Source organism: uncultured Aggregatibacter sp., assembly GCF_901873365.1.
Lineage (GTDB): Bacteria > Pseudomonadota > Gammaproteobacteria > Enterobacterales > Pasteurellaceae > Aggregatibacter.
Genome location: NZ_CABFLM010000043.1, coordinates 28,293 through 51,664, shown reverse-complemented (window position 1 = coordinate 51,664; position 23,372 = coordinate 28,293). Strand labels below are relative to the sequence as shown.

Genomic DNA, 23,372 nt, shown 5'->3' with positions numbered 1-23,372 from the left:
GTGCAACTTGTTGCACGAATAATTAACCTCGATGCGTAATTCACGATTTCATGCGTAGCGTGCATCTTGATGCACGATCAAATTACGCACGGAACGTTATTTAACTCTTTCAGGTATTCATGATTTCGTGCAACAAGTTGCACGCTACGATTCACTAAAATAGTGATATGAAAATAAACACGCTTACCAGTTTTCACAAGCCCCTTGAGGTGGTTGTGAAGTATAGGCCCTTATAGGGGAGCCTAAAAGTGCGGTCGAAATTTACTTTAAATGCTATAATTCAGGTTCGTTTAATACGTTAAGTAACGTCAAACGCTTACGATAATTTTTCAAGACACTATCGATATGTGACTGTGGCATAAATGATTGCGAATAAATCCGCTCGACCTTCTCTCTTTCTTGTGTAATTTCAGGAATGAATTTTTGAATAATCACATTCTTACTTAATCCAATATTTTCCCCAAACTCGACAAAATCATCGCCGATATATTCGCCGTAGAGAAAGACTTTTCCCGAGCGGACTAAATTGCGCATAGCGATACTCCTAATGTTTGAGCGACAAGAAAAACGGTGGTAAATCGAACTTGGCTTGGATCTTGAAATAAGCGATTTAGCGTAGAAATAGACACGCCGGTTTGCAACTCCAACATACTCAGCTCAATACCAAGTGATTTCCGTTTATCATTTAGCATTTTCCAAATGCCTTGAGATCAGTAATTTTTCCGGCATAAAGCTGTTGCCTTAATAATCTACCTCCTCAAAGGGAGATGATTCATTCAAGTGAGCTGACAATGATGCCGTATCTGCACAATATGAAAATACAGAATAAAGTTGTGCTAATGCTTGGTTTATGAAACAATTTGTCGCTATTTAGTGTAAAAAATGAGACAGATTAAGGGATACGATAGTGATCGATTTCGATGGCTACCGTCCGAATGTAGGCATTGTTATTTGTAACGACAAAGGGCAAGTGCTGTGGGCGAAGCGATACGGACAGAATTCTTGGCAATTTCCGCAAGGGGGCATTAATGATAACGAAACTCCCGAGCAAGCCATGTTTAGAGAATTATTTGAAGAAGTGGGGCTAACGCCTAAAGATGTGCGTGTGCTATATGCGTCTAAACAGTGGTTACGTTATAAATTACCGAAGCGTTTATTGCGTCACGATTCCAAACCGATGTGTATCGGGCAGAAGCAACGTTGGTTTTTATTGCAGTTAGTGACTGATATCAAGAATATCAATATGCAGTGCAGTAAAACGCCCGAATTTGACGGATGGCGTTGGGTGAGTTTTTGGTATCCGGTGCGTCAAGTGGTGTCTTTTAAAAAAGAGGTTTATCGTAAAGCCATGAAAGAGTTTGCGGCAGTGTTATTTGAGGAAAACAGTAAAGCCTTGTCGCAGACTGAAACCTCAACTGTCGGCGACAAGAAACCCGCGTTCTCTTCTCACAAGCAACATTATTCTAAATCGCCCAAACGCACACCGCGTAAATATAGAGGATAATTATGTTAACCTTCTTTCTCTTCTGCTTACTTGCCGGTTGTGCTGCCGGCTTCTTGTCGGGGCTTTTCGGCATTGGCGGCGGCATGGTGATTGTACCGATGATGGTTTATCTACTGCCGATTGTGGGCGTGCCGGATTCATTGCTCATGTCCACCGCACTTGGCACGTCTTTTGCCACCATCGTGGTTACCGCGTTTTCCTCCGCACAACGACACCACAAACTTGGCAACGTGGTTTGGTCAACGTTGAAATATTTTGCGCCCGCGTTAATGATTAGCGCCTTTATTTCCGGGCAATACATCAGTAAATTGCCACCTGAAATTTCCGGTAAGTTATTTGCCTGCTTAGTCACCTATCTGGCGATTAAAATGATTTTGTCCATTAAGCCGAAAAATCTCGATCCGAACAAAAAAATCACGCCTTTATCCTCAATTATCGGCGGTGCTTTAATCGGTATAATATCAAGCGTTGCCGGTATTGGTGGCGGCGGCTTTATCGTGCCATTTTTAAATTCACGCAATGTGGACATTAAAAAGGCCATCGGCACCTCCGCATTTTGTGGCATGTTAATGGGCATTTCCGGTATGTTGAGCTTCATGCTGAGCGGTTGGGGAACACCGGGCATGCCGAATTATTCCATTGGTTTTGTGTATCTTCCTGCGGTCTTAGGCATTACCGTCACCTCATTTTTTACTTCCAAACTCGGCGCCAATATGACCAATCGATTACCGGTGCCGACCTTGAAGAAAGGATTTGCTGCCTTTTTAATTGTGGTGGCAATTAATATGTTATTGAAATAAGGAAAGTTATGAGTTCAGATTATTTAGTTCTCCCCCATTTCGACCCGGCAATTTTTGAATTTGGCCCGATTGGCTTGCGCTGGTACGGTTTAATGTATTTACTTGGTTTTATTTTCGCCCGCTGGCTTGGCGTACGTCGTGCCAAACAGCCAAACAGCGGTTGGACGGTAGATCAAGTGGACTCTTTGCTATTTAACAGCTTTATGGGGATTTTCTTCGGCGGACGAATCGGCGATGTTTTCTTTTATAATCTGGATCGTTTTTTACAGGATCCGCTTTATTTATTCCGTGTTTGGGAAGGGGGCATGTCTTTCCATGGCGGTTTAATCGGTGTGATTATCGCCATGATTATCACCTCTAAGATACAAAAGCGTCGCTTTTGGGCAACGGCTGATTTTATGGCACCCTTAATTCCATTCGGACTCGGCATGGGGCGTATTGGTAATTTCATTAACCTTGAATTATGGGGACGTCAAACTGATGTGCCTTGGGCGATGATTTTCCCAACGGATCCGTTGCTCTTGCCTCGCCATCCGTCTCAGTTATATGAAGCGGTATTGGAGGGTTTAGTGTTGTTCTTGATTCTCAATGGGTTTATTCGCAAACCACGTCCGACAGGTTCTGTGGCTGGGTTGTTCCTTATCAGCTACGGGTTTTTCCGTTTTATCGTTGAATATGTGCGCGAACCGGATGTAGAACTTTTCCTCAATGTGATCACGCGCGGGCAGTTACTTTGCGTGCCTATGATTGTGGGGGGCATTGCCATTATGCTTTGGGCATATCGCAAAAGTGCGGTGCAAAAATCCGTTAAATAATGCCTTTGGCATGATTTCATTTTCTTCATGTTATTACATAAACGACCGACTTCTGATTAAAAGTCGGTCGTTTTGTATTGGCTTGCCTATGCACCAATCCACGCCAAGAACTCCTCCTCACTCAACACCTGCACGCCTAATTCTGCTGCTTTGCTGAGTTTGGAACCTGCCGCTTCACCGGCGATAACATAGTCGGTTTTGGCTGAAACACTGCCGCTGACTTTAGCACCAAATTGTTGTAACAGCGCTTTGGCATCGTTGCGTCCCATTTGGGAAAGTGTGCCGGTGAGCACCACAGTCTTGTCTTTGAATGGATTTTCTTTCGCTTCCTGTACTTCAACGGTTTCCCAATGTATGCCTTGGGCGATGAGGTCATTCACCACCGCAACATTGTGTTCTTCACGCCAGAATACAAAAATGCGATTTGCCACGACTTCGCCCACATCAGGCACTTGTTGTAGCTGTTCTAAATCGGCATTTTGTAAGGCTTCTAAGGTTTTGAAATGGTTTGCCAGATTTAATGCGGTGGCTTCACCCACATCACGAATACCCAACGCAAAGATAAAACGGGCAAGGGTCGTGTGTTTGGCTTTTTCTAAGCTGGCTAATGCATTTTCAGCCGATTTCGGCCCCATACGTTCCAAGCGGATGAGAGTGGTTAAATCCAACTTGAACAAATCTGCCGGGGTATGAACCAATTCGCGATCCACCAGTTGCTCAATCAGTTTGGCACCTACACCGTCAATGTCCATGGCTTTGCGTGAGACGAAATGTTTTAGCGCTTCTTTGCGTTGTGCCGCGCAGAATAACCCGCCGGTGCAACGTGCCACCGCTTCGCCTTCAATGCGTACGATTAAGGAATCGCACACCGGACAGTGTGTTGGAAAAACAATTTGGCGCGCATTGGCCGGGCGTCGATCGTGTACGACGCCAATAATTTGTGGAATCACATCGCCGGCGCGACGAATAATCACCGTATCGCCGATAGCAATGTTGAGGCGCTCGATCTCGTCGCCATTATGTAAGGTTGCGTTACTTACCGTTACACCGGCAACGAATACCGGTTGTAGTTTAGCCACAGGCGTGATGGCACCGGTTCGACCGACTTGGAATTCCACGTCATTTAACACTGTCAGTTCCTCTTGGGCTGGAAACTTGTAAGCAATTGCCCAACGCGGTGCTTTGGAAATAAAGCCCAGTCTTTGTTGCAATTCAATGTCATTGACTTTTAATACCGTACCGTCAATGTCATAGCCCAAGGCACTGCGTTTTTCCATCATAGTGCGGTAGAAATTCAGCACGTTTTCAATGCCATCGCATAAACGGATCTCGCTATTTACCGGCACACCGACGGATTTCAACCATTGTAGGCGTTCATAGTGTGTTGGCGGCAAATCTACGCCTTCGGCAATGCCAATGCTGTACGCATTGAGCATTAATGGACGTTGGCTAGTGATTTTCGGATCCAATTGGCGTAAGGAACCTGCCGCCGCATTACGTGGGTTAGCAAAGGTTTTTTCGCCCTGTTCCAAGGCGCGTTCATTTAAGCGCTCGAAACCCTCGTGCGGCATAAACACTTCACCACGCACTTCCAAGCGTGCTGGCAGATTATCTGTTAGTAATTGCAACGGAATGTTGCGAATGGTACGAATGTTTTGCGTAATGTCTTCACCTGTTGTGCCATCACCACGGGTTGCCGCTTGGGTCAGCACACCATTCACATACAAAATACTGACTGCCAATCCGTCCAATTTAGGTTCGCAACAAAATGTCAATGGTTCTGGCACAAGTCCTAAACGATCTTGAATACGTTTCACGAACGCCAGAAATTCCTCATCCGAAAAGGCATTATCCAACGAGAGCATCGGAAGTTCATGTTTAATTTGCGCAAATTCTGATAACGGACGAGCACCCACGCGCTGGGTCGGCGAATCGGCGGTGATCAATTTGGGATGTTGTTGTTCTAAGGCTTTGAGCTGATGAAATAAGCGATCGTATTCGCTGTCGGGAATCTGCGGATCGTCTAACACATGATATTGATATTCGTGATAACGCAGGGTTTTTCTCAGATCGTCAATTTGTTGTTGGATTGAAGTTGTCATTGTTATTCCATAAAAAATAATCAAAAAAAACGACCACACTTTAGGGCGGCAAATTGAAGAGGGCAATGTGATGCACCTTGTCTAAACTATGGCGCGAGGACATCAAGCCGTTCAGTGAAAATACGGCACATTATAAGGGAAAAGCACGCTAACCAAGCAGTACTAATCAAATTTTCCACTGACTTTTTAGGCGATTTTTTGGTTCTACGGCGTTATTGTGCAAACTTCTACGGCGGATTCTGATAGAATAGCCCAACTTAAATCAATCGATAACCCATGAACCCATAGGAAAAATATGAAATTTATTGATGAAGCTTTGATTCGTGTCGAAGCCGGGGACGGAGGCAATGGTTGTGCCAGTTTCCGTCGTGAAAAATATATCCCGAAAGGCGGGCCGGACGGTGGCGATGGCGGCGATGGTGGTGATGTTTATTTAGTGGCGGATGAAAATTTAAATACGTTAATTGACTACCGATTTGAAAAACGTTTCGCTGCCGAACGTGGCGAAAATGGTCGCAGTGCAAATTGCACCGGACACCGCGGCAAAGACATTACATTACGCGTGCCGGTGGGGACGCGTGCTATTGATAACGACACCCAAGAAGTCATCGGCGATTTAACCCAAAACGGCATGCGATTATTGGTTGCCAAAGGCGGTTATCATGGGCTTGGCAACACGCGTTTTAAATCCTCTATCAACCGTGCGCCACGTCAAAAAACCATGGGCACCCCCGGGGAAAAACGCGATTTATTATTAGAGCTTATGTTACTTGCGGATGTAGGTATGCTGGGCTTACCTAATGCCGGTAAATCCACCTTTATCCGTGCCGTTTCCGCCGCTAAACCGAAAGTCGCGGATTACCCGTTCACCACCTTAGTGCCAAGTTTAGGCGTGGTGAAAGTGGACGATAACCGCAGCTTCGTGGTAGCCGATATTCCGGGCTTAATTGAAGGCGCCTCCGAAGGCGCTGGCTTAGGCATCCGCTTTCTAAAACATTTGGAACGTTGCCGCGTATTGATTCACCTGGTGGATATTCACCCAATCGATGAATCCGATCCGGCGGACAATGTGGCGATTATCGAATCGGAATTGTTTCAATACAGCGAGTCCTTGGCTGAAAAACCGCGTTGGTTAGTCTTCAATAAAATCGATACCATGAGCGATGAAGAAGCCCATGAACGCGCAGAAGCGATAGCAGAACAGCTCGGTTGGGAAGAGGATTATTATTTGATTTCTGCCGCTACCGGCAAAAACGTGCCACAGCTTTGCCGTGATATTATGGACTTCTTGGAAGCTAACCCACGCGAAATAGAGGTCGCGCCGGTTGAAAACGAAGAAGTGAAATTCAAGTGGGAAGAGTATCATCAAGCGCAATTAGAAAATGCCGATATTGATGATGAAGACGATGATGACTGGGATGACTGGTCGGAGGAAGACGAAGAGGGCGTAGAAATTATTTATAAGCCCTAATCCGATATAAAATGGGGTGAGCCTAGAGAATAGGCTCTCCCTATTGTCAATTTGTCAACAGACAGTTTAAACATGCCTACTGTGAAACAGTATTCTTCTGACTTGCTAAAATATTCCCTAAATTCATTTCCAACCAATCCACCAACTCAAACATTTTATTGGATGCCTGCGCGCCGAATTCCGTTAAGGTGTAATCCACTTGTGGCGGCACTGTGTTGTAGGATTTGCGAATTAACATGCCGTCCGCTTCCAGTTCTTGTAGCGTTTTTGTCAACATACGTTCACTCACACCATCAATAGCTCGGCGAAGTTCACTAAAACGCTTGGTGCCGGAATGCAAACTCACCAATACCAACGCCCCCCAACGACTGGTTAAATGCTGCAAAATTTGCCGGGAAGGACAGGCAGAAGCCAACACATTGCCACGCTCAACACTTTTTTCCATTTTTATTTCCTTAAAAATCAATAGATTAAAAATTATTTTCAAAAAATTTCAAAACTTACGTTTATGTAAGTACTTCTAAAAAGTAAGTATTGAAATATAATACGTCACATCAAGCGAACAAGCAAATGTTCAAACATCATTTCAACTTAACGAGAAGGAAAACATCATGACAACGAAAACTATCGCAATTACCGGTGCAACAGGTCGATTCGGCGCAATCGCGTTAAATTTATTAAAAGCCCAAAACGCCAACGTCATCGCACTTGTGCGTTCCCCGGAAAAAATTTCCGGCGTAGAAGCCCGCAAATTTGATTATTCAAAAACAGAAGGCCAAGTAGAAGCGTTACAAGACGTGGATACGTTAATTTTAGTCTCAAGCAGTGAAGTGGGGCAGCGAATTCAACAACATAAAAATGTGATTGAAGCGGCAAAAAAAGCCGGTGTAAAACACATTATTTACACCAGCTTACTCGGTGCCACTAACGACAATACGGTAAAATCCCTTGCCGGTGAACACGTTGAAACCGAAGCCGCCTTAAAAGCCTCCGGCATCACTTATACGATTTTACGCAATGGCTGGTACACAGAGAACTACACGGCTTCAATTCCAGCAGCATTAGCAAACAATGCTTTCTACGGTTCAGCAAAAAACGGAAAAATTTCCTCCGCACTTCGTGCAGAACTTGCAGAAGCGGCCGTAAATATTGCTTTAGGTGAGGGCCATGAAAACCAAACTTACGAGCTTGCCGGATCAACCAGCTGGACATTAGCCGACCTTGCTGCAGAAATCAGCAAACAAACAGGTAAAGAAATCCCTTACGTAGATATTCCGGCAGAAGACTACGCCACTGCGCTTGTTCAAGTAGGCTTAGACGCGGGCTTTGCAGGTTTAATTGCACAATGGGATGTGGATGCGTCAAACGGTGCATTATTCTCAGAAGACAAAACCCTTGAGAAATTGCTTGGACGTCCAACAGCAGGATTGGATGTAGCGGTGAAACAAGCTTTATCCCACTAATAACATTTGACTAAAACAAGGTGCGGTTATTATCGCACCTTTTTAAATGGCGTTTGTTTATTCGGGGAGTAATAAAAATAAGGAGAATGATCTGCCCCCAAAAAAGTTAGACTGATTTAGTTCAAGGACTGAGTTCTGTAATTCACAGGGCTGAGTCCTTTTAGTTTCCCCTGAATACGCTCATGGTTGTAATAATGAATGTACTCGAGGATTGTTTTTCCAGTTGTTTGAACGTCTCAAATAGCTTACCGTAATAATATTCCGTTTTTAATCGTCCTTTTGCTTCATGATTCTGTCCCTCATATCAAATATTGTCTTATTTTAGCACCTCACCAAAAATTTTCGAATAAATATTGACTTTAACCTTAGGTCAAGGTTTATGATTCGTGCTAATTCAGTTATCACATAGGAGAAAAACATGAAAAAACTTATGACTTTTATCACACTTAGCGCTGCTGCAGTTTCAATTTATGCCCAAGCTAATGAACAACCGCATCAAGCACACATGAATATGCCAATGTCGACAGATTCTGCAATGCAACAAGAATTAATGCAAGGTATGAATCAAATGCATCAAGACATGATGGCAGCTGCGCAATATAAAGATCCTGATGTTGCTTTTGCAGCAGGTATGTTGCCACACCATATTGGCGCAGTAAAAATGGCGGAAGTTGAATTAAAATACGGAAAAGATCCTGAGATGCGTAAGCTTGCTGAGAATATTATTAACGCACAACAAGCGGAAATTGAACAAATGCAAAAATGGCTTAAAGCACACAATAAAAAAGCTCCGTAAAATGATCTGACCCTAAAAGTTAGACTGATTTAGTTCAAGGACTGAGTTCTGTAATTCACAGAGCTCAGCCCTTTTAGTTTCCCCTGAATGCGCTCATGGTTGTAATAATGAATGTACTCATGAATCGTTTTTTCCAGTTGTTAGAACGTCTCAAATCATTTACCGTAATAACATTCCGTTTTTAATCGTCCAAAGAAGCTTTCCATCACACTATTATCTAAACAATTTTCCTTCCTTGACATACTCTGTTGAATGCCATTCTCTCGTAAAATCGCCTGATAACCGACCATTTGATACTGCCATCCTTGGTTAGAATGCAAAATGATTTTTGTGCCTTCAAGCCTTGTTACAGCTTGTACCACGTTAAGTTTAAATTCAGGTGAGTAATTTCACTTCTTATCCAGCGCTGTTAACCTATTGATTCTACTATGATTAAATTGGTTAACCCAATATTCTGATGTTGTTTCGGCAAGTTGAAAATGCCTGCGGGTAAGTGAACGATTTTTACTATTTTGAAGATAAAATTCGATGACTTGTTGTTTGAAAAGAAAATTGTATTTGGTCATAAAAAATCTGCACCTTAGTTAGTTGGTTGTTTAGTCCAACTGTTGGGGTACAGATCATGTTTTGAATTAATTAATGCACAAGACAAATTAGAAGCTACAGGCAAGGCAAAAATCACGCCGGCGTTTAATTTACCATCTAAATTTGTGTTACACACCGTCGGACCAATTATCTACGAAAACGTCAATGAAACTGACCGCACTTTGCTTGCCGATTGCTACCGTTCTTGCTTAGAACTCGCCAAAATAAACGATCTAAACTCTGTCGCATTTTGTTGTATTAGCGCAGGCGAATTTCGTTTTCCAAATCAATTAGCAGCAGAAATTGCGGTAGAAACCGTGCGAGCATTTTTGGACAAAAATCCGAAAATGAAGGTGGTGTTTAATGTGTTTAAAGAGGTAGATTGGGCGATTTATGAAAAACTATTGGCAAGATAATCAAGAAAGTGCGGTTGATTTTAAAAATGTTTTACACCAACCGCACTTTTTATTTTCAAATACTTCCCGCCTTTTCAATTACCAAAATCCGTGCTTCGCCTTGCGGGTGGGCAATGTGTTCAGTACCAATACCTGCATAGCATCGTAGCGTGCAACTTGTTGCACGAAATCGTAAATGCCTGAAAGGGTTAAATAACGTTCCGTGCTTGGTTTGGTCGTGCATCAAGATGCACGCTACGCATGAAATCATGAATTACGCATTGAGGTTAATCCTTCGTGCAACAAGTTGCACGCTACACATGAAATCATGAATTACGCATTGAGGTTAATCATTCGTGCAACAAGTTGCACGCTACACATGAAATCATAAATTACGCATTGAGGTTAATTATTCGTGCAACAAGTTGCACGCTACGTACGAAATCATGAATTGCGCATTGAGGTTAATTATTCATGCAACAGATAGCCAGACTTTGGCTGGCTATAAGAAAAAAATGCGGTCAAAATTTACCGTGAATTTTGACCGCACTTGGGATGAAAGGATTAGTGGGTTTTCAATTTGCTCCAATATTTTTCATAAATATCGACAGCTTCGCCCACATCACTTTGGATAATGCCTTTTTCCACTTCCGCTGCCGGTGGGAATAAAGTTGGATTTTCCGCCATAGCCGGTTCTAACAAGGCTTTCACCCCATTATTTGGCATAGAATAACCCAATCGTTCCAACACCACTTTGGCATTTTCAGGACGCAATAGGAAGTCAATGAATTTATAGGCATTTTCGACATTTTTTGCGCTTTTTGGAATCGCGTAGTTATCCATCCAGAAAATCGCGCCTTCTTTCGGATACACAAAAACAATTTTGTCGTTTTCTTTATGCGCTAAATAAGCGGAACCATTCCAAATCATGCCTAATGACACCTCGCCTTGCACGTAAGGCAATTCCGGCGAATCGGAGTTAAACACCGCCACATTTGGCAGCAGTTTCACCAAACGTTCATAAGCTGCCTTAATCTCTTCTTCATTGGTGGTATTCGGTGATTTGCCGTCTAACAATAACGCAATATGAAATACTTCGCGCGCATCACTGGTCAGCAATACTTTGCCTTTGTATTCAGGATTCCATAAATCCGCCCAGCTGGTGATTTTGCTTGGGTCAATATCTTCGGAATTCACCGCTAATCCCGTTAAGCCGTAAACATAAGGTAAGGAATACTCGTTGTTCGGATCGAAGTCTTTATGCAATAAATTGTCCGGAATTTGTTTGAAATTGCTTAACTTACTGTGATCGAGCTTTTGCAACATACCGTCTTTCGCCATTTTGTTCACATAATAGCTGGACGGAAACACCAAATCATAACCGGCGTTATCGGAAATCAGTTTGAGTTTGGCATACATTTCTTCGTTGCTTTCAAAGGTGGAATAAATCACTTCAATACCGGTTTCTTTGGTAAATTCAGCAACAAGACTGGAAGGGACGTAATCGGTCCAGTTATAAACGTACAGTTTTTCTTGCGCAAAGGCGGTGGTGGAAAGGAGAGTCAGCGTCAAGCCGAGGGTTTTAAGCGTTTTTGCAAACAAATTTTTCAATTTATTGTCCTCCAAAGCTAATCATAGCGAGTGGTTAATTTTCATAAAAGAATTGAGTAAAAACTCGGCGGGCAGTATAGCAGATTTTTAGGTTTTGTCCTGCTCTTTCAGGTGGAAGGCGTTAAGCAGAAAAATGCCTTCATACAAAACAGACCGATATGCACGCTTCCGCATTCGGTCTGTTTTCGGGATCGGTAATCAAATTAGTGTGAATTGAAGATTGTCAAACCAAACCCTAATCCTTGCAAAAAGCGATGTTCAAGCAGCAGTTCGTTTTTGATTAATGGGTTATGTTGCAAGTAATCCGCTGAAAATTGCAACGTCCAATGATGCAAAGTGCGGTCGATTTTTAAGGCGATTTCTTCTGTCTTTTCTGTGGCTTGGCGGGAACGATTAAGAATAATCGCCAAGCGCAAGATCCGAATCAACGCCAACACATCTTTTTCATGATAACGGGAGAATTTGAACATTTCCGGTAATTTAAAATTCCCCATGTGATAACGCACCAGCGTGGAAAGAAGACGATGTTGTTCGTTGTCGTAACCCGGTAATTCGGTGTTATATAAAATATACGCAGAATGTTTTTGCAGGTTTTTGTGGTTGATCACAATGCCCACCTCATGCAAGCGAGCCGCCCAAAACAGAACGTCTTGCATGTCGTCAATCAGTTCCGGATTTTGCCAACATGAATATTGTCCGAATAACAATGCGGCGGTTTGATACACCCGCTCCGCCTGCGCTTGGTCGATATTAAATTGTTCCGCTAAGCCTAATGCGGTGCGCTCACGAATGTTATTGACCTGAAAATTTTTTTCTAGGCTATACATCACGCCTTCACGCAATGCACCATCGGAATAACGCATTTTTTCGATTTGGAAATTTTCAAATATCGCTTTTAAAATCGCCAAGCCGGGAACAAACACATCAGCGCGATCAGGATTTAAGCCATGCAATTTCAGTTCGTTAAAATGAGAAAACTGCAAGGTTTGTTGAATAAGGTGATCCAACCGTTCTACGGTGATAATACCGTCCGAATCGATATTTTCACTGATTACTTGATGCACGGTTTTAATCGTCCCCGATGAACCGAGCACCGACTGCCAACCCAAGTTGCGATATTCCCATGCCAAATCTTCGATTTTATTCACCGCACTTTGTTTAGCTAAACGGAAATTTTCTTCGGAAATTTCGCCATTCGGGAAGAATTTCTTGGCAAAACTGACACAGCCCATGTGACGACTTTCATAAATTAAAGGGGTGAAATTATCGCCGATAATCATCTCAGTGGATCCGCCACCAATATCAATGACAAATTTTCGCCCCATTTCCGGTTGGGTGTGGCAAACCCCGGCATAAATGGTTTTAGCTTCGGTTTTGCCGCTGATGATGTTAATCGGATAAGGAAAAACGGTCGCGGCTTGACGTAAAAATTCTTCGTTATTAATGGCACGGCGTAGCGTGTAAGTGCCAACCACGCTGACATTCTCCACCGGAAAGCCTTGTAAACGTTCGGCAAACAATGCCAAGCAATTTACCCCGCGTTCAATCGCCGCTTGACTTAACACTTGATTTTCATCCAAGCCTTCCGCTAATTGTACTTTTTGTTTCAATCGCGATAACACTTGCAATGTGCCGTTGACAATGCGGGCAACGATCATATGAAAGCTGTTGGAACCGAGATCGATGGCGGCGATTTCGCGCACCTCGCCTCGTCGTGTGTGCAGTTCGCCGGCTTTGCTCAGTAAGTTTTCGTTATTCATAATTAGGGAGATTTTCTATTGGCTAAAATTCAAATTGATAGAGGAAATCAAAGGCCTGATTGACACCTGACACGGATTGTACATAAAGTTGCGGTAACAAGCGATAGCGCAATGTGACTTCGGCTAAGCCGTCAAATAGTCCAACGCCGTATTTCACTTGTAAACGCGGCGTAATGCTGCCGCTTACTACCACTTTTGAGCTGTCGCCAACCCCTTGCGTGCCGAGGTTCAAGTCATTGATACCAAATGCTTTTCCGATACCACCGACCACCTTACCTGTTTTTGCCAATCCCATGCCTAACAAGGCAGCACCAACAGAACCGCTGGATGTCGAATCACTGCTATTTTCTAATGAACGACCAGTTAAAATATAAGAAAGCGCCTGATCTTGCGGCATGCCCGGTTCAGCGAAAATCGTCACGCTTGGCGCGCTAGCGATACCGGTGACTTTCACCCCGGCGGTCACATGGCTGTCTTCCATCGCTTCCGGATTGCGAATGGCTTCAATGTTCAAAGAGGGTTGCGACGGCTGTCCCACGAAACTGATCAATCCTTTGCGAATCAATAAATCTTGACCAAAAGAGGCATAGCGCCCGTTTTTCAAATTCACTTCGCCATACAATCCCAAATTGCCGCGTTCTTGCTTCACGGAGAGTAAACCGTGCAAATTCGTATTCAACCCGTAAGCATTTAAACGGACATCATCACCGATTTTAATTTTAAGATCTGATCGGATTTCCATCCCGCCTCGTGTTTCCGATGGGATCGTTTTCGGCAAGGCTTTTGCGGTTTTTCCATCTAAAATGATCTCATCGGCACTCACTTCAACGGCGCTGTCCGGCAAGGACTCAATCGCAATTCTCGCCCATGGAATATCCACATTACCGGACAAAGACAACAATTTCGGTGAGGCACTGATTTCCACATCCGGGCTGATTTTTAAGCTCGCCATAGACGGAATATTCACTTTAAATTGATCCGCTTGCGCGCGCAAATGGGTGCGCCAATCGTTGATATTTTTCCAGTTGGCATCACCGCTAAGATGAAGACGACTCTCTACCGTTTGTAGATGACCTTTGAGCGTGGATTGCGTTCCAGTAAAGTGTAATGCCAGTTCACCGTCTTTAATATCAAACGGCAAAGAACGCATTTTGGCGGTGAGTTTATCTAAATTCACGCTTCCATTTAAGGTCGGCGCATTCAGATTACCGCCTAATGTCAGATTCGCCTTGAGTTCGCCATCAACCTTTTCATCGCTAGCTAACAATTGATTGGCAAGGCTTAAATTTAAGTTATGAATATGAAAAGTTCCACCAAGTTTACGTGCGTTAGCAATATCTTGTAAGGTTAAATCCGTGCTGATTTTGCCTTGATTGTGAATGTTCACTTCCGATTTAACCGCCAAATTATTATTGGCTAAATTTCCGTTAAGGCTAATTTGCGGAAAATCCAATTTGAGCGTGCGATTCTCCAACTTTTGCGCTAGGGAAAGATGGTTGCCTTTCACTTGCAGTTCCGCCAACATCGGTTTATCGCTAAACCAAGCCACGCGCCCCTTGCCGGAAAGATGGCCGGTGAGCATCTCCTGCGCCAAGATTTTATTCACTAACGCGAGGTCAAAACGTTTAATTTCAAATGGCACATCGCCATTCGCTCCCACCTTGAACGTTTGTGGAAAGCAGAGATCCGTGTTGCTGTGCATCCAACAATGGGCGGAAATTGTCGTCTCCGCCGTTTTATTATCAAAGGTTATCGCCACGTTTTGGTTGGTTTGGACATTGCCAAATTCCGATTTAATCATGGCTTGGCTTAACGTGCCTTGCCAACGCGCTAAAGTGCGATCGAAATTGCCGGTTAAATTCAGGTTTGCTGCCACCGGCTTGCCATCAGAAGTCAGGTGTAGCACGTGTTTTTGCTCATCGCCCGAGGCAGCAAGTTTCAGCTGGTTAATACTGATATCATTATAATGAAAACCGTTGAGGTGAAGATCCAGTTCGCCTTTTACGCGTTCTTCGCCGTTAATTTGACCTTTTATCACCGCTTGATTTAAATGCATTTGCTGAAAAGCCACGTGGTTAGCCGTGAGATCCACATCCACCTGTGGGCGCATCACATCGCCATTTAATTTTATGTGACCGGCAACGCCTGCAGATAAATCCGCCCATAACCCATGCAAATTCGGCGCATGAATGTTTAAGGTGAAATCTGATTGTTTACCCATCGAACCTTGCGCATTGATCTTATTTTCCCCATAAGTCAACACCAACTGCGGAATCGTTATCCCCTGTTGGTCGCCAGCCGTTAAACCGCCCTGTAACGCGAGAGAATGTTGTGCCAAGGTGCCTTGAATATCCACTTGTGGCACCGCCACTTGCCAACCTTTTTGATTAACCTGACCTTGTGAGCTTAACTCGCCCGATAACACGGCAGGAAACGCAGATAAATAACGACCAAGATTCATTTTGGCTAACTGCAAATGGCTATTCCATTCCACCCCATCACGCCAATTCACATCGCCTTTCAGTTCGGCTGAACCCTCTAAGGCGTTAAGTTTCAAGTGGTGTATTTCAATGTTGGATAAATGGCCGATCGCCTGTAAATCAAGATGATTGGCAGGAATGCCCATGCCGTTGACAGCGCCGTTTAACTGAATTTGAGAGGTCAATATATCGCCGTTAATCGTTAAATTAACGTCTTTTATGCTTAACGGATCATTGCCGTCAAAAGGATATTGACCACGAGCAACGGCTAATTTGATATTTAACGGTGTTTTCGGCGCGGTCAGCTGAGCTTCTGCGCTAAGCTCAGCATCTAATGCACCTTGTGTTTGAAACAAAAGTGCGGTCTGTTTTTTTAGCATTCCTGACAGCGTTAAATTCGCTTTCGTTGCCGGCAGCAGCACCGTCTCTTTCTGTTTTAAGGTATTTAAATCGGCGTTGATATTCAGTTGGAGCGGAAAATCTGCTTGCAACTGGATTTGCCCCTTGGCTTGTACTTCACCAAGTGAGCTTTTCACCGACAATGTTTGTAATTGCACGTTATCACCGGTGGCATCCGCCAACAAATCGGCAGCACTGACTTGAATCGCAAATTCGCTTTCGCCTTTTGTGTTAATGGCTTGGTATTGCCAGTTTGTGCCGTGAATGCCTTGAATATGCATATCAAAAGGCAGTTCGATTTGCTGCCCTAAATCCGCGAGAAGCGGTTGACTAAGCGTTTGTTCTAACGCCGTCCAATCAATCGGGTTATTAGGCGTGGCTTGCGGCTGTGGCTCATCTTCCGAGGTATCGCCGATTTTATGGATAAAGGCAAAATCCTGAATGGTTGTGGGTGCTAATGTTAAACCGCTTGCATGATTGAGAGATGCCGCCGTTTGAAATGTGCCCAACGTCATTTTCTGCTGATCAATGATGAGGCTCAGATCATGAATGGCGACCTGATGAATGTCTATGCCGATAGGCAGTTGAATCCGCTTCATGGGTGCGCTGTCGGTGTCCGGTTTATCTTCCGAAGGTGGCAATAACGCGGTGTCAATTTGAATGGAAGGCTTTTGCAAGCGAATGTCGTCAATGCAAATATCTGCCCGCCATAAACAACTTAATTGCAGTTGCAAGCGGGCTTCCGCCACTTGCGTATCGACACCGGCTGTTTGGAATCGGAGGTTTTTTAGCACCAGTCCTTCGCTCAAATTCCCTTCGACCTGTTCAATCGAAAGTTCATCAAGCAAGGCATCTGTCCATTGGATGAGTTTATGCTGTCCGCCTTGTGTCGCGAGTAGCCCGAGCAGCGTAAAAACAGGCAAAAAAATGACCGCACTTGATACGCATCCAATGCGACACCAAAGGGATTTTTTCTGTTTTTGGGGTTTAGGCGCTTCAGGCGCTTGTTCCTTGTGTTCTGTCATTATGGTATCCGTTTGACTGTTTAGATTTCGGCGCCAAGCCCAATATAAAATTGAATATTTTTGCTGTTGTCTTTGTCATGTACCGGTGTAGCAATATCGAATTTAATCGCGCCCACAGGCGATGCCCATCGCACGCCAACGCCGGTGCCATAGCGTAATTCGTCCGGATCAAACGTATTGGCTGCCAATCCGCTATCCACAAAGGTCGCCAACCACCAATTCGGATAAACCTGATATTGATATTCCAGCGTACCGGTCAGCAAGCGTGAACCGCCGATAAGTTTGCCGTTGCGATCTTTCGGTGAGATTTTTTTGTATCCGTAACCACGTACACTACGATCGCCACCGGCAAAAAAACGTAAGGCAGGAGGAAGGCGGTGAATATTGGCAGTATTCAATATGCCCACATCCAAACGGGTCAGAAAACGGTGATTTTGCGCATAGGTGCGAATCCACGCGGTAGAGCCTTGAATTTTCCAGAAATTCACATCTGATAGCCACAGTTTACGTCCGAAATCTGTCGTAATGCGTTGCGAATCACCCCAATCAGGAAAAGCCCCACCACGTAAACGGGTACGGCTTAAGGAGGCTGTTGGATAGAGTAATAGCGTGCTGTCGGAAATATCCGCTTGCGTAAAGGAATCATGGCGCACCCGCAAACCGAGCGAATATTGCCAGCCGGTCGGGTGATTCCAATAACGCAAGGCGGCAACCGTCGTGGCGGTGGTTTGAGTGTCGTTTTTATTTTCACGCTCAAAACCTGCCGAATATTCATAGTAATAATTCAGCGGATTTTTTAACAATGGCTGTTTATAGGTTAATTCAAGGGTTTGTTTCGGAGAAGAAAGATACAGATTGCTGCGGATACTGTGCCCGCGATCATTAATCCAAGGTTTGGTCCAACTCCATTGTAAACGAGGGCCAACATCGGTGGAATAGCCTATCCCGACGCTCATAATATTTTTCTTACGCGGATACAGTAACACATCTAAATCCACCGATTTGCTTTCTTCATTAAGATGCGGCTGTAATAACACGGAGCTAAACCAATTACTCGAAGAATAGTTATTGTTTAGCGTAGAAAGATCGCTTAATAAATAAGGTTCACCGGGTTTAATATTAAGCATATTGCGCAAAAATTCTTCACGAATTTGGGCGTGCAGAAAGTTAATTTTTCCATAGCGGTAACGTTTTTGGCTATTAAAGGCGAGTTTCCACCATGCCTCATGGGTGGATTTCATGACTTCCAAACGGGAAGTCTCAAATGCTGCATCAAAATAACCACGGGTGAGCGCCAGTTGTTGTAGTTGACTTTTATAGTCCTCATACACCTCATGATTCAGCACGGTGCCGACTTTCGGCAGTTGGGTCTTTAGCTTGAGAAAAAACGGATCCTGTTCGGCATCACCGCGAATCATGACCTCGGTTCCGGCAAGTTTCACCGGTTCTCCCGGTGACACATGCGCAATAAGCAAAGGCGCTTTGCCTTCGCGGGGTTTCAGCTCAAACCGAATCGTCGAATCATAATAACCTAAGGCGCGCAATCCCTTATCAATCGCAGCGCTGACCACATCCTGATAGCGTGCAATATCCGTCGTATCGTATTTCTCAACGGCATTGAGGTGAAGTCGAATATTTTCATCTAAGGCATGATTTTTAACGCCTTCAATGCGCAACGCCACCGGATTTTCCGCCCAAGCAGCGGTAGATCCAAACAAGCCGAAAGAAAGAAGCGCACACAGGCGCCATGTCGTGATATTGCTACTCAGTTGCTTCATACTTACCCCAAAATTAAAGGCTTGTAGTGTACCGTTTAGGCCACAGCCCTGCAATGTAAAGTGCGGTGGATTTTTAAAAAATTTCCGGAATCCGGCAACGATGAAAAAACAGAAAAAAATAGCCGGAAGAAACCGGCTATTGCAGAAAGGAAAAAACGTTATCCGTTTTGGTGTTTAAAATATAACACGGTGGCGGCAACGCGTGAATGTACGTTCAGTTTACGCAACAAATTGCGGATATGTACTTTAACGGTTTCTTCCGAAATAAACAATTGTCCGGCAATTTGTTTGTTGGAAAGTCCGGTGGCAATTAAACGCAACACATCCATTTCACGATCCGTTAAAGAATAAATCGGCTCTTGAGAAGATTGGCGTTCAATCAGTAAATCTTTAATGGAATCACTTAAAATCACTTCCCCTTGCGCAATGCGTTTAAGTTGGGAAAGCAGGGTATCCGGCTCGGTGTCTTTGAGTAAATAGCCATCCGCACCGGCATCAATTAAGGTGAAAATATCACTTCTCGCATCAGATACCGTTAAGATCACAATACGGGCATCCACGCCTTCCGATCTTAACGCTTTTAGTGTATCCAAACCGGACAACCCTTTCATATTCAGATCTAAAATGATGAGATCCGGTGACGTTTGTAATGCCAAGCTAATGCCTTCGCTGCCGCTCCCTGCACCACCGACGACTTCAAAACCCTCTTCCAATTCAACAAGTTGTTTGATGCCTCGACGCATTAACGGATGATCGTCAATAATTAATACTTTTAATTTATCAGTCATGTGACCCCCTTAAGATAAGGCTAGGCGACTATGAAACGGCACGATAGTCATCCCGTCTTTTGTCGTTAATAGCTGGTAAAATTGTGGATAATTGAAATCACGTTGCACGATTTTATACGGATTGTTATTTTCATCCAACCCTGACGCTTGATAAATTCGGTTAATTTCGTGAATTTTTTTCTCTTTTGTGCCATCACAGTTACGATAAATCTCAATGCGATTGAGTTCATCTAAAATGTACACATTAAAACTCCCGTTCGGATTATCTTCAAAAAAGAATTGCAAGAACCCTTCACTGGCAAAGGCGTCAATTTCACGTGGGTATTTATGATGTTTCACCACGGCAGGATAAGTCGGATTGACTTTGTAGCTAAGTGCGGTGTCAATTTGGCTTGTTTTAGTGAGTTTAGCATTGTGGATTTCTTGTAAACTAATGCCGCGTTCTTCAAAGAAAAACTGCCAGTTTTTCCCTGCCACGCGCAATAAATTATTTTTAGGTGGTTGCGCGGCACCGATTTGAATGCTAATGCATTTATTAATCAAGGTCGTCACAATGCGGCGTAAGGCGCGGCGATAATACCGACTGTAACAAAACACTTGCACCAATTTTGGCAACGGCGCACCACGATAAATTTTGTTGGAAAGCACTTTTAACGCTAACAAAATGGCATTCGGCCCTTCAAAATGCAATGTCCGCACTTCGTTCCAAACGTTGCGATACGTGAGATCAATGCTGCCGACTAAACTTTCTTCGTTCGCACCGAAACTAAATAAGTCGCTTGATTGGATGCTGGATTTAATGTCGGTTAAATGTGCGGTCGGATCTTGGGTCAAATTAATAATGACCGCAAGACTGCGAATTTCACAAGGATGACTCAGGTCGGAATTGCTGGCAGAGGCGTTGTCGATAGGAAATGTCAACCGCAAATCCGTCACAAACTGGCGCAACGTGTTAAGCTCGACATTTTTACTGGCAACAAAGAGCTCAGTATTTGCCGTAAGCAAACGATTGAAATACGCCCACGCCACTAATTTATTCAGACTTTGGCTATATTCTGTATAACGTGGACGACAAAAACCGTGAATGTCCGGCGTTTGGTTAATCATATACCAACCGTCCTTAAACTGACGGTTATTACGCACTTCAATAAACGTTAGATAGCGTTCCGATAAATCCACAGCAAACTGTGGATTCAGCAAGGTCACTTTGCCCGGCAATTCTTCAAATGCCGTGTAAAGTTTACGGGTTAATATGCTCATATCTTGTGGCATAATGCTGACATTGACCTGATGTTTGCGGGCAAAATTCACTAAGTTACGATAACTCAACATTAAAAACTTAATCAGGTCATTATGCATTTTTTCGGCTTGCTTAATTTTCCATTGTTGGCGCTGGTTTAATAATTCCACTTGCCCACAATGCCAGCCCCATTGTTGCGTCAGCTTAAGTAAGGCATCCAATCGCCAGTTACTTTTATTTACCTCTGCTTCGTTCTCATGCACTTTGATATAAAAGCAACAACGCACAAAATCCAGCCGTTTATATTCTTTTCGTTCGGTCAAATAAGCAGTTACCCGTTGCAGCATCGCCAAATAAGGATCAAATTGATGAGCAACGTTCAATTCACCGGTTAATAAGGCGTGTTTAAATTCACGAGAAATCAAATACGTGTTTGGATAACGCCAAGAATAGGTTTCTAACAACAAAATTTTGAGCAGAGATTTATAAGGGTAATCAATCCCTTTATACAGCTGCCATAAGGTCGCACCAAAATACTCATTGGCGGACAAGGTGCCTAACCCCCCGAAATCCACCCAATCATTTAAATCTAATTGCTGCGTTTGCGTTAAGCGTTCAATTTCTGCCTCATAATCCGCTTCATTTTCAATGAGCAAATGCAGCCACAATAACGGCTTCCCGGCAAGGCGTATGGCTGAACGGTAAAATTCATCCAGCAACAACATATATTGTGCCGAACCGCAATTCTCGGCAGTCATTGGCTCGACATAACGAAAACACCGAAACCGTCTTTGATCCATTAAATAGAAATTCATTTCTACGTGAACACGCTTTGCCCATTGTTGAATACGCTCGACTTTTTGTTGTAAAAGTTCACGCGCTGATGGACTCAAATCTTCTCGATGACACAGCCAAATATCTAAATCAGATTGTGGCGTTTGGGCAATAGAGGCAATGCTGCCCATCACATAGACGCCAAGAATGGCTTCTGATTCAAAAGTGCGGTGTTTTTTGAGGAAATTTTTCACGCTTTCATCTGTCAGCGTATGCGCAAGATATTCCTGTTGGAATGGCGTTGGGGAAAAATGGGCAATGCCGGTGGGCGCATCAGAAACATAGCCCGGCAAATCAGGATGATTAAAATGGAGTAATAATGGGATCAGTTTGAAAATATGTTGAAAGGATTCAGGCGTGTCGGATAAAGCCCGCTGGATACGCAACCTATCTAAATCGTCCACACGTTGTTTAGCTTTATCGAGATCAAACTTCAAGTAATATCCTGTTTTTTACGACGGTCATGCTTCGCTGGCGGCTACTCTATCATCAGTATTGACGGAAAGCAAAAAAATTAAATGAACACTGACTTTTGAAGTTAACAGTGATAGGATAATCCCTCATTAGACCTGATCAACATGTTGTTATTATGCTTGAAAAAACCTTAAAAATTGCGACTCGCCAAAGCCCGTTAGCGTTATGGCAGGCAAATTATGTGAAAGACCGTCTGCAACAGTTATATCCCGATTTAACCATTGAATTAGTGCCGATGGTAACTAAAGGCGATGTGATTTTAGATTCACCACTGGCGAAAATTGGTGGCAAAGGCTTATTTGTCAAAGAATTAGAAAATGCGTTATTAACTAAAGAAGCCGACATTGCCGTGCATTCCATGAAAGATGTGCCGATGCAATTTCCCGAAGGCTTGGGATTAGCCGTGATTTGCCAACGCGAGGATCCGCGTGATGCCTTTGTGTCTCATTCTTACCGCACTTTTGCAGAGTTGCCGCAAGGCGCGGTGGTCGGGACATCAAGTTTGCGTCGCCAATGCCAATTAAAAGCCTTACGCCCCGATTTAGATATTCGCTCCTTGCGCGGCAATGTAGGAACACGTTTAAGCAAATTAGATAACGGCGATTATGATGCCATTATTTTAGCTTCTGCCGGTCTCATTCGTTTGGGCTTAGCAGATCGTATCGCATCTTTTATTGACGTTGAACAATCCTTACCGGCGGCCGGACAAGGTGCTGTGGGGATTGAATGTCGTACCGATGATGCGCAGGTGCAGGCATTGCTGGCGCCGCTGGCGGATGCAGAAACCACTTACTGCGTATTAGCAGAGCGCGCCATGAATAATCATTTACAAGGCGGTTGCCAAGTACCGATTGGCGGTTATGCCGTATTACAACAAGGGCAGCTGTATTTAAGAGCCTTAGTGGGCGATATTGACGGCAGTCGCATTATTCGCGCAGAAGGCAAAAGTGCGGTGGAAAATGCCGAAATTTTAGGCGTGAAAATTGCCGAACAGCTTTTAGCGCAAGGCGCTGACAAAATTTTGCAAGCAATTTATTCATAAATCGTGGGGG

The 23,372-nt window shown here is 43.9% G+C and carries 16 protein-coding genes and 5 pseudogenes; 8 read left to right on the top strand and 13 right to left on the bottom strand.

The window, feature by feature from the left end; translation table 11 throughout:
* Positions 1–273: 273 nt before the first annotated feature.
* Together QZ106_RS01750 and QZ106_RS01745 are read right to left on the bottom strand one after the other, a co-directional pair.
* Positions 274–498 (bottom strand): annotated as a pseudogene (locus tag QZ106_RS01750) (type II toxin-antitoxin system HipA family toxin); the annotation flags it as partial.
* 23 nt (positions 499–521) lie between these two features.
* A pseudogene (locus QZ106_RS01745) lies at positions 522–742 on the bottom strand (helix-turn-helix domain-containing protein); the annotation flags it as partial.
* A gap of 165 nt (positions 743–907) precedes the next feature.
* Here QZ106_RS01745 and rppH point away from each other — a divergent pair.
* The 3 genes from rppH to lgt are packed head-to-tail and all read left to right on the top strand — an operon-like array spanning position 908 to position 3,119.
* Entirely contained in the window at positions 908–1,504 is a 597-nt protein-coding gene (rppH, locus tag QZ106_RS01740; protein WP_295973459.1) for an RNA pyrophosphohydrolase, read from the top strand.
* Positions 1,505–1,506: 2 nt separating this feature from the next.
* On the top strand, positions 1,507–2,304 hold the full coding sequence (locus QZ106_RS01735) for a sulfite exporter TauE/SafE family protein (protein ID WP_295973456.1): 798 nt from the start codon (positions 1,507–1,509) through the stop codon (positions 2,302–2,304).
* Between the two features lie 8 nt (positions 2,305–2,312).
* Entirely contained in the window at positions 2,313–3,119 is an 807-nt protein-coding gene (gene lgt / locus QZ106_RS01730) for a prolipoprotein diacylglyceryl transferase (RefSeq protein WP_295973454.1), read from the top strand.
* An 86-nt stretch (positions 3,120–3,205) separates the two neighbouring features.
* On the opposite strand, the gene ligA is transcribed toward lgt, so the two are convergent.
* Positions 3,206–5,221, bottom strand: a complete 2,016-nt coding sequence (gene ligA, locus QZ106_RS01725) for an NAD-dependent DNA ligase LigA (protein ID WP_295973452.1) — start codon at positions 5,219–5,221, stop codon at positions 3,206–3,208.
* A 295-nt stretch (positions 5,222–5,516) separates the two neighbouring features.
* On the opposite strand from ligA, the gene cgtA reads away from it, so the two are divergent.
* Entirely contained in the window at positions 5,517–6,692 is a 1,176-nt protein-coding gene (cgtA, locus tag QZ106_RS01720) for an Obg family GTPase CgtA (protein WP_295973450.1), read from the top strand.
* A 76-nt stretch (positions 6,693–6,768) separates the two neighbouring features.
* Here the strand turns inward: cgtA and QZ106_RS01715 are convergent, their stop codons facing one another.
* A complete protein-coding gene (locus QZ106_RS01715) occupies positions 6,769–7,137 on the bottom strand; it encodes a helix-turn-helix domain-containing protein (RefSeq protein ID WP_295973447.1) in 369 nt (122 codons plus the stop codon).
* Between the two features lie 166 nt (positions 7,138–7,303).
* Between QZ106_RS01715 and QZ106_RS01710 the strand changes: the two genes are divergently transcribed.
* A complete protein-coding gene (locus QZ106_RS01710; protein WP_295973445.1) occupies positions 7,304–8,155 on the top strand; it encodes an SDR family oxidoreductase in 852 nt (283 codons plus the stop codon).
* Between the two features lie 116 nt (positions 8,156–8,271).
* Here QZ106_RS01710 and QZ106_RS01705 read toward each other — a convergent pair.
* Positions 8,272–8,432 (bottom strand): annotated as a pseudogene (locus QZ106_RS01705) (IS3 family transposase); the annotation flags it as partial.
* A 141-nt stretch (positions 8,433–8,573) separates the two neighbouring features.
* On the opposite strand from QZ106_RS01705, the gene QZ106_RS01700 reads away from it, so the two are divergent.
* Positions 8,574–8,951 carry a DUF305 domain-containing protein gene (locus QZ106_RS01700; protein WP_048750582.1) on the top strand — a complete coding sequence of 126 codons (378 nt, stop codon included), beginning with the start codon at positions 8,574–8,576 and terminating at the stop codon, positions 8,949–8,951.
* 29 nt (positions 8,952–8,980) lie between these two features.
* Here QZ106_RS01700 and QZ106_RS01695 read toward each other — a convergent pair.
* Positions 8,981–9,322: pseudogene (locus QZ106_RS01695) on the bottom strand (transposase); the annotation flags it as partial.
* Between the two features lie 237 nt (positions 9,323–9,559).
* On the opposite strand from QZ106_RS01695, the gene QZ106_RS01690 reads away from it, so the two are divergent.
* Entirely contained in the window at positions 9,560–9,952 is a 393-nt protein-coding gene (locus QZ106_RS01690) for a macro domain-containing protein (RefSeq protein ID WP_295973439.1), read from the top strand.
* 55 nt (positions 9,953–10,007) lie between these two features.
* Here QZ106_RS01690 and QZ106_RS01685 read toward each other — a convergent pair.
* From QZ106_RS01685 to QZ106_RS01655, 7 genes and pseudogenes are all read right to left on the bottom strand, one after another.
* A pseudogene (locus QZ106_RS01685) lies at positions 10,008–10,091 on the bottom strand (cupin); the annotation flags it as partial.
* Positions 10,092–10,495: 404 nt separating this feature from the next.
* The gene (locus QZ106_RS01680; protein WP_295973436.1) at positions 10,496–11,542 is read right to left on the bottom strand and encodes an extracellular solute-binding protein; all 1,047 of its coding nucleotides are present in this window, start codon (positions 11,540–11,542) and stop codon (positions 10,496–10,498) included.
* A gap of 203 nt (positions 11,543–11,745) precedes the next feature.
* The gene (gene ppx, locus QZ106_RS01675) at positions 11,746–13,302 is read right to left on the bottom strand and encodes an exopolyphosphatase (protein ID WP_295973434.1); all 1,557 of its coding nucleotides are present in this window, start codon (positions 13,300–13,302) and stop codon (positions 11,746–11,748) included.
* Positions 13,303–13,324: 22 nt separating this feature from the next.
* Entirely contained in the window at positions 13,325–17,206 is a 3,882-nt protein-coding gene (locus tag QZ106_RS01670) for a translocation/assembly module TamB domain-containing protein (RefSeq protein WP_295973433.1), read from the bottom strand.
* A gap of 20 nt (positions 17,207–17,226) precedes the next feature.
* On the bottom strand, positions 17,227–18,984 hold the full coding sequence (locus QZ106_RS01665) for an autotransporter assembly complex family protein (protein WP_295973431.1): 1,758 nt from the start codon (positions 18,982–18,984) through the stop codon (positions 17,227–17,229).
* Positions 18,985–19,142: 158 nt separating this feature from the next.
* On the bottom strand, positions 19,143–19,772 hold the full coding sequence (narL, locus tag QZ106_RS01660; protein WP_295973428.1) for a two-component system response regulator NarL: 630 nt from the start codon (positions 19,770–19,772) through the stop codon (positions 19,143–19,145).
* Positions 19,773–19,781: 9 nt separating this feature from the next.
* Positions 19,782–22,283: a class I adenylate cyclase gene (locus QZ106_RS01655; RefSeq protein ID WP_295973426.1), complete on the bottom strand. Its 2,502-nt coding sequence runs from the start codon at positions 22,281–22,283 to the stop codon at positions 19,782–19,784.
* A gap of 152 nt (positions 22,284–22,435) precedes the next feature.
* Between QZ106_RS01655 and hemC the strand changes: the two genes are divergently transcribed.
* Positions 22,436–23,362, top strand: coding sequence for a hydroxymethylbilane synthase (gene hemC, locus QZ106_RS01650; protein ID WP_295973423.1), 927 nt, complete (start codon positions 22,436–22,438; stop codon positions 23,360–23,362).
* Positions 23,363–23,372: the final 10 nt, after the last annotated feature.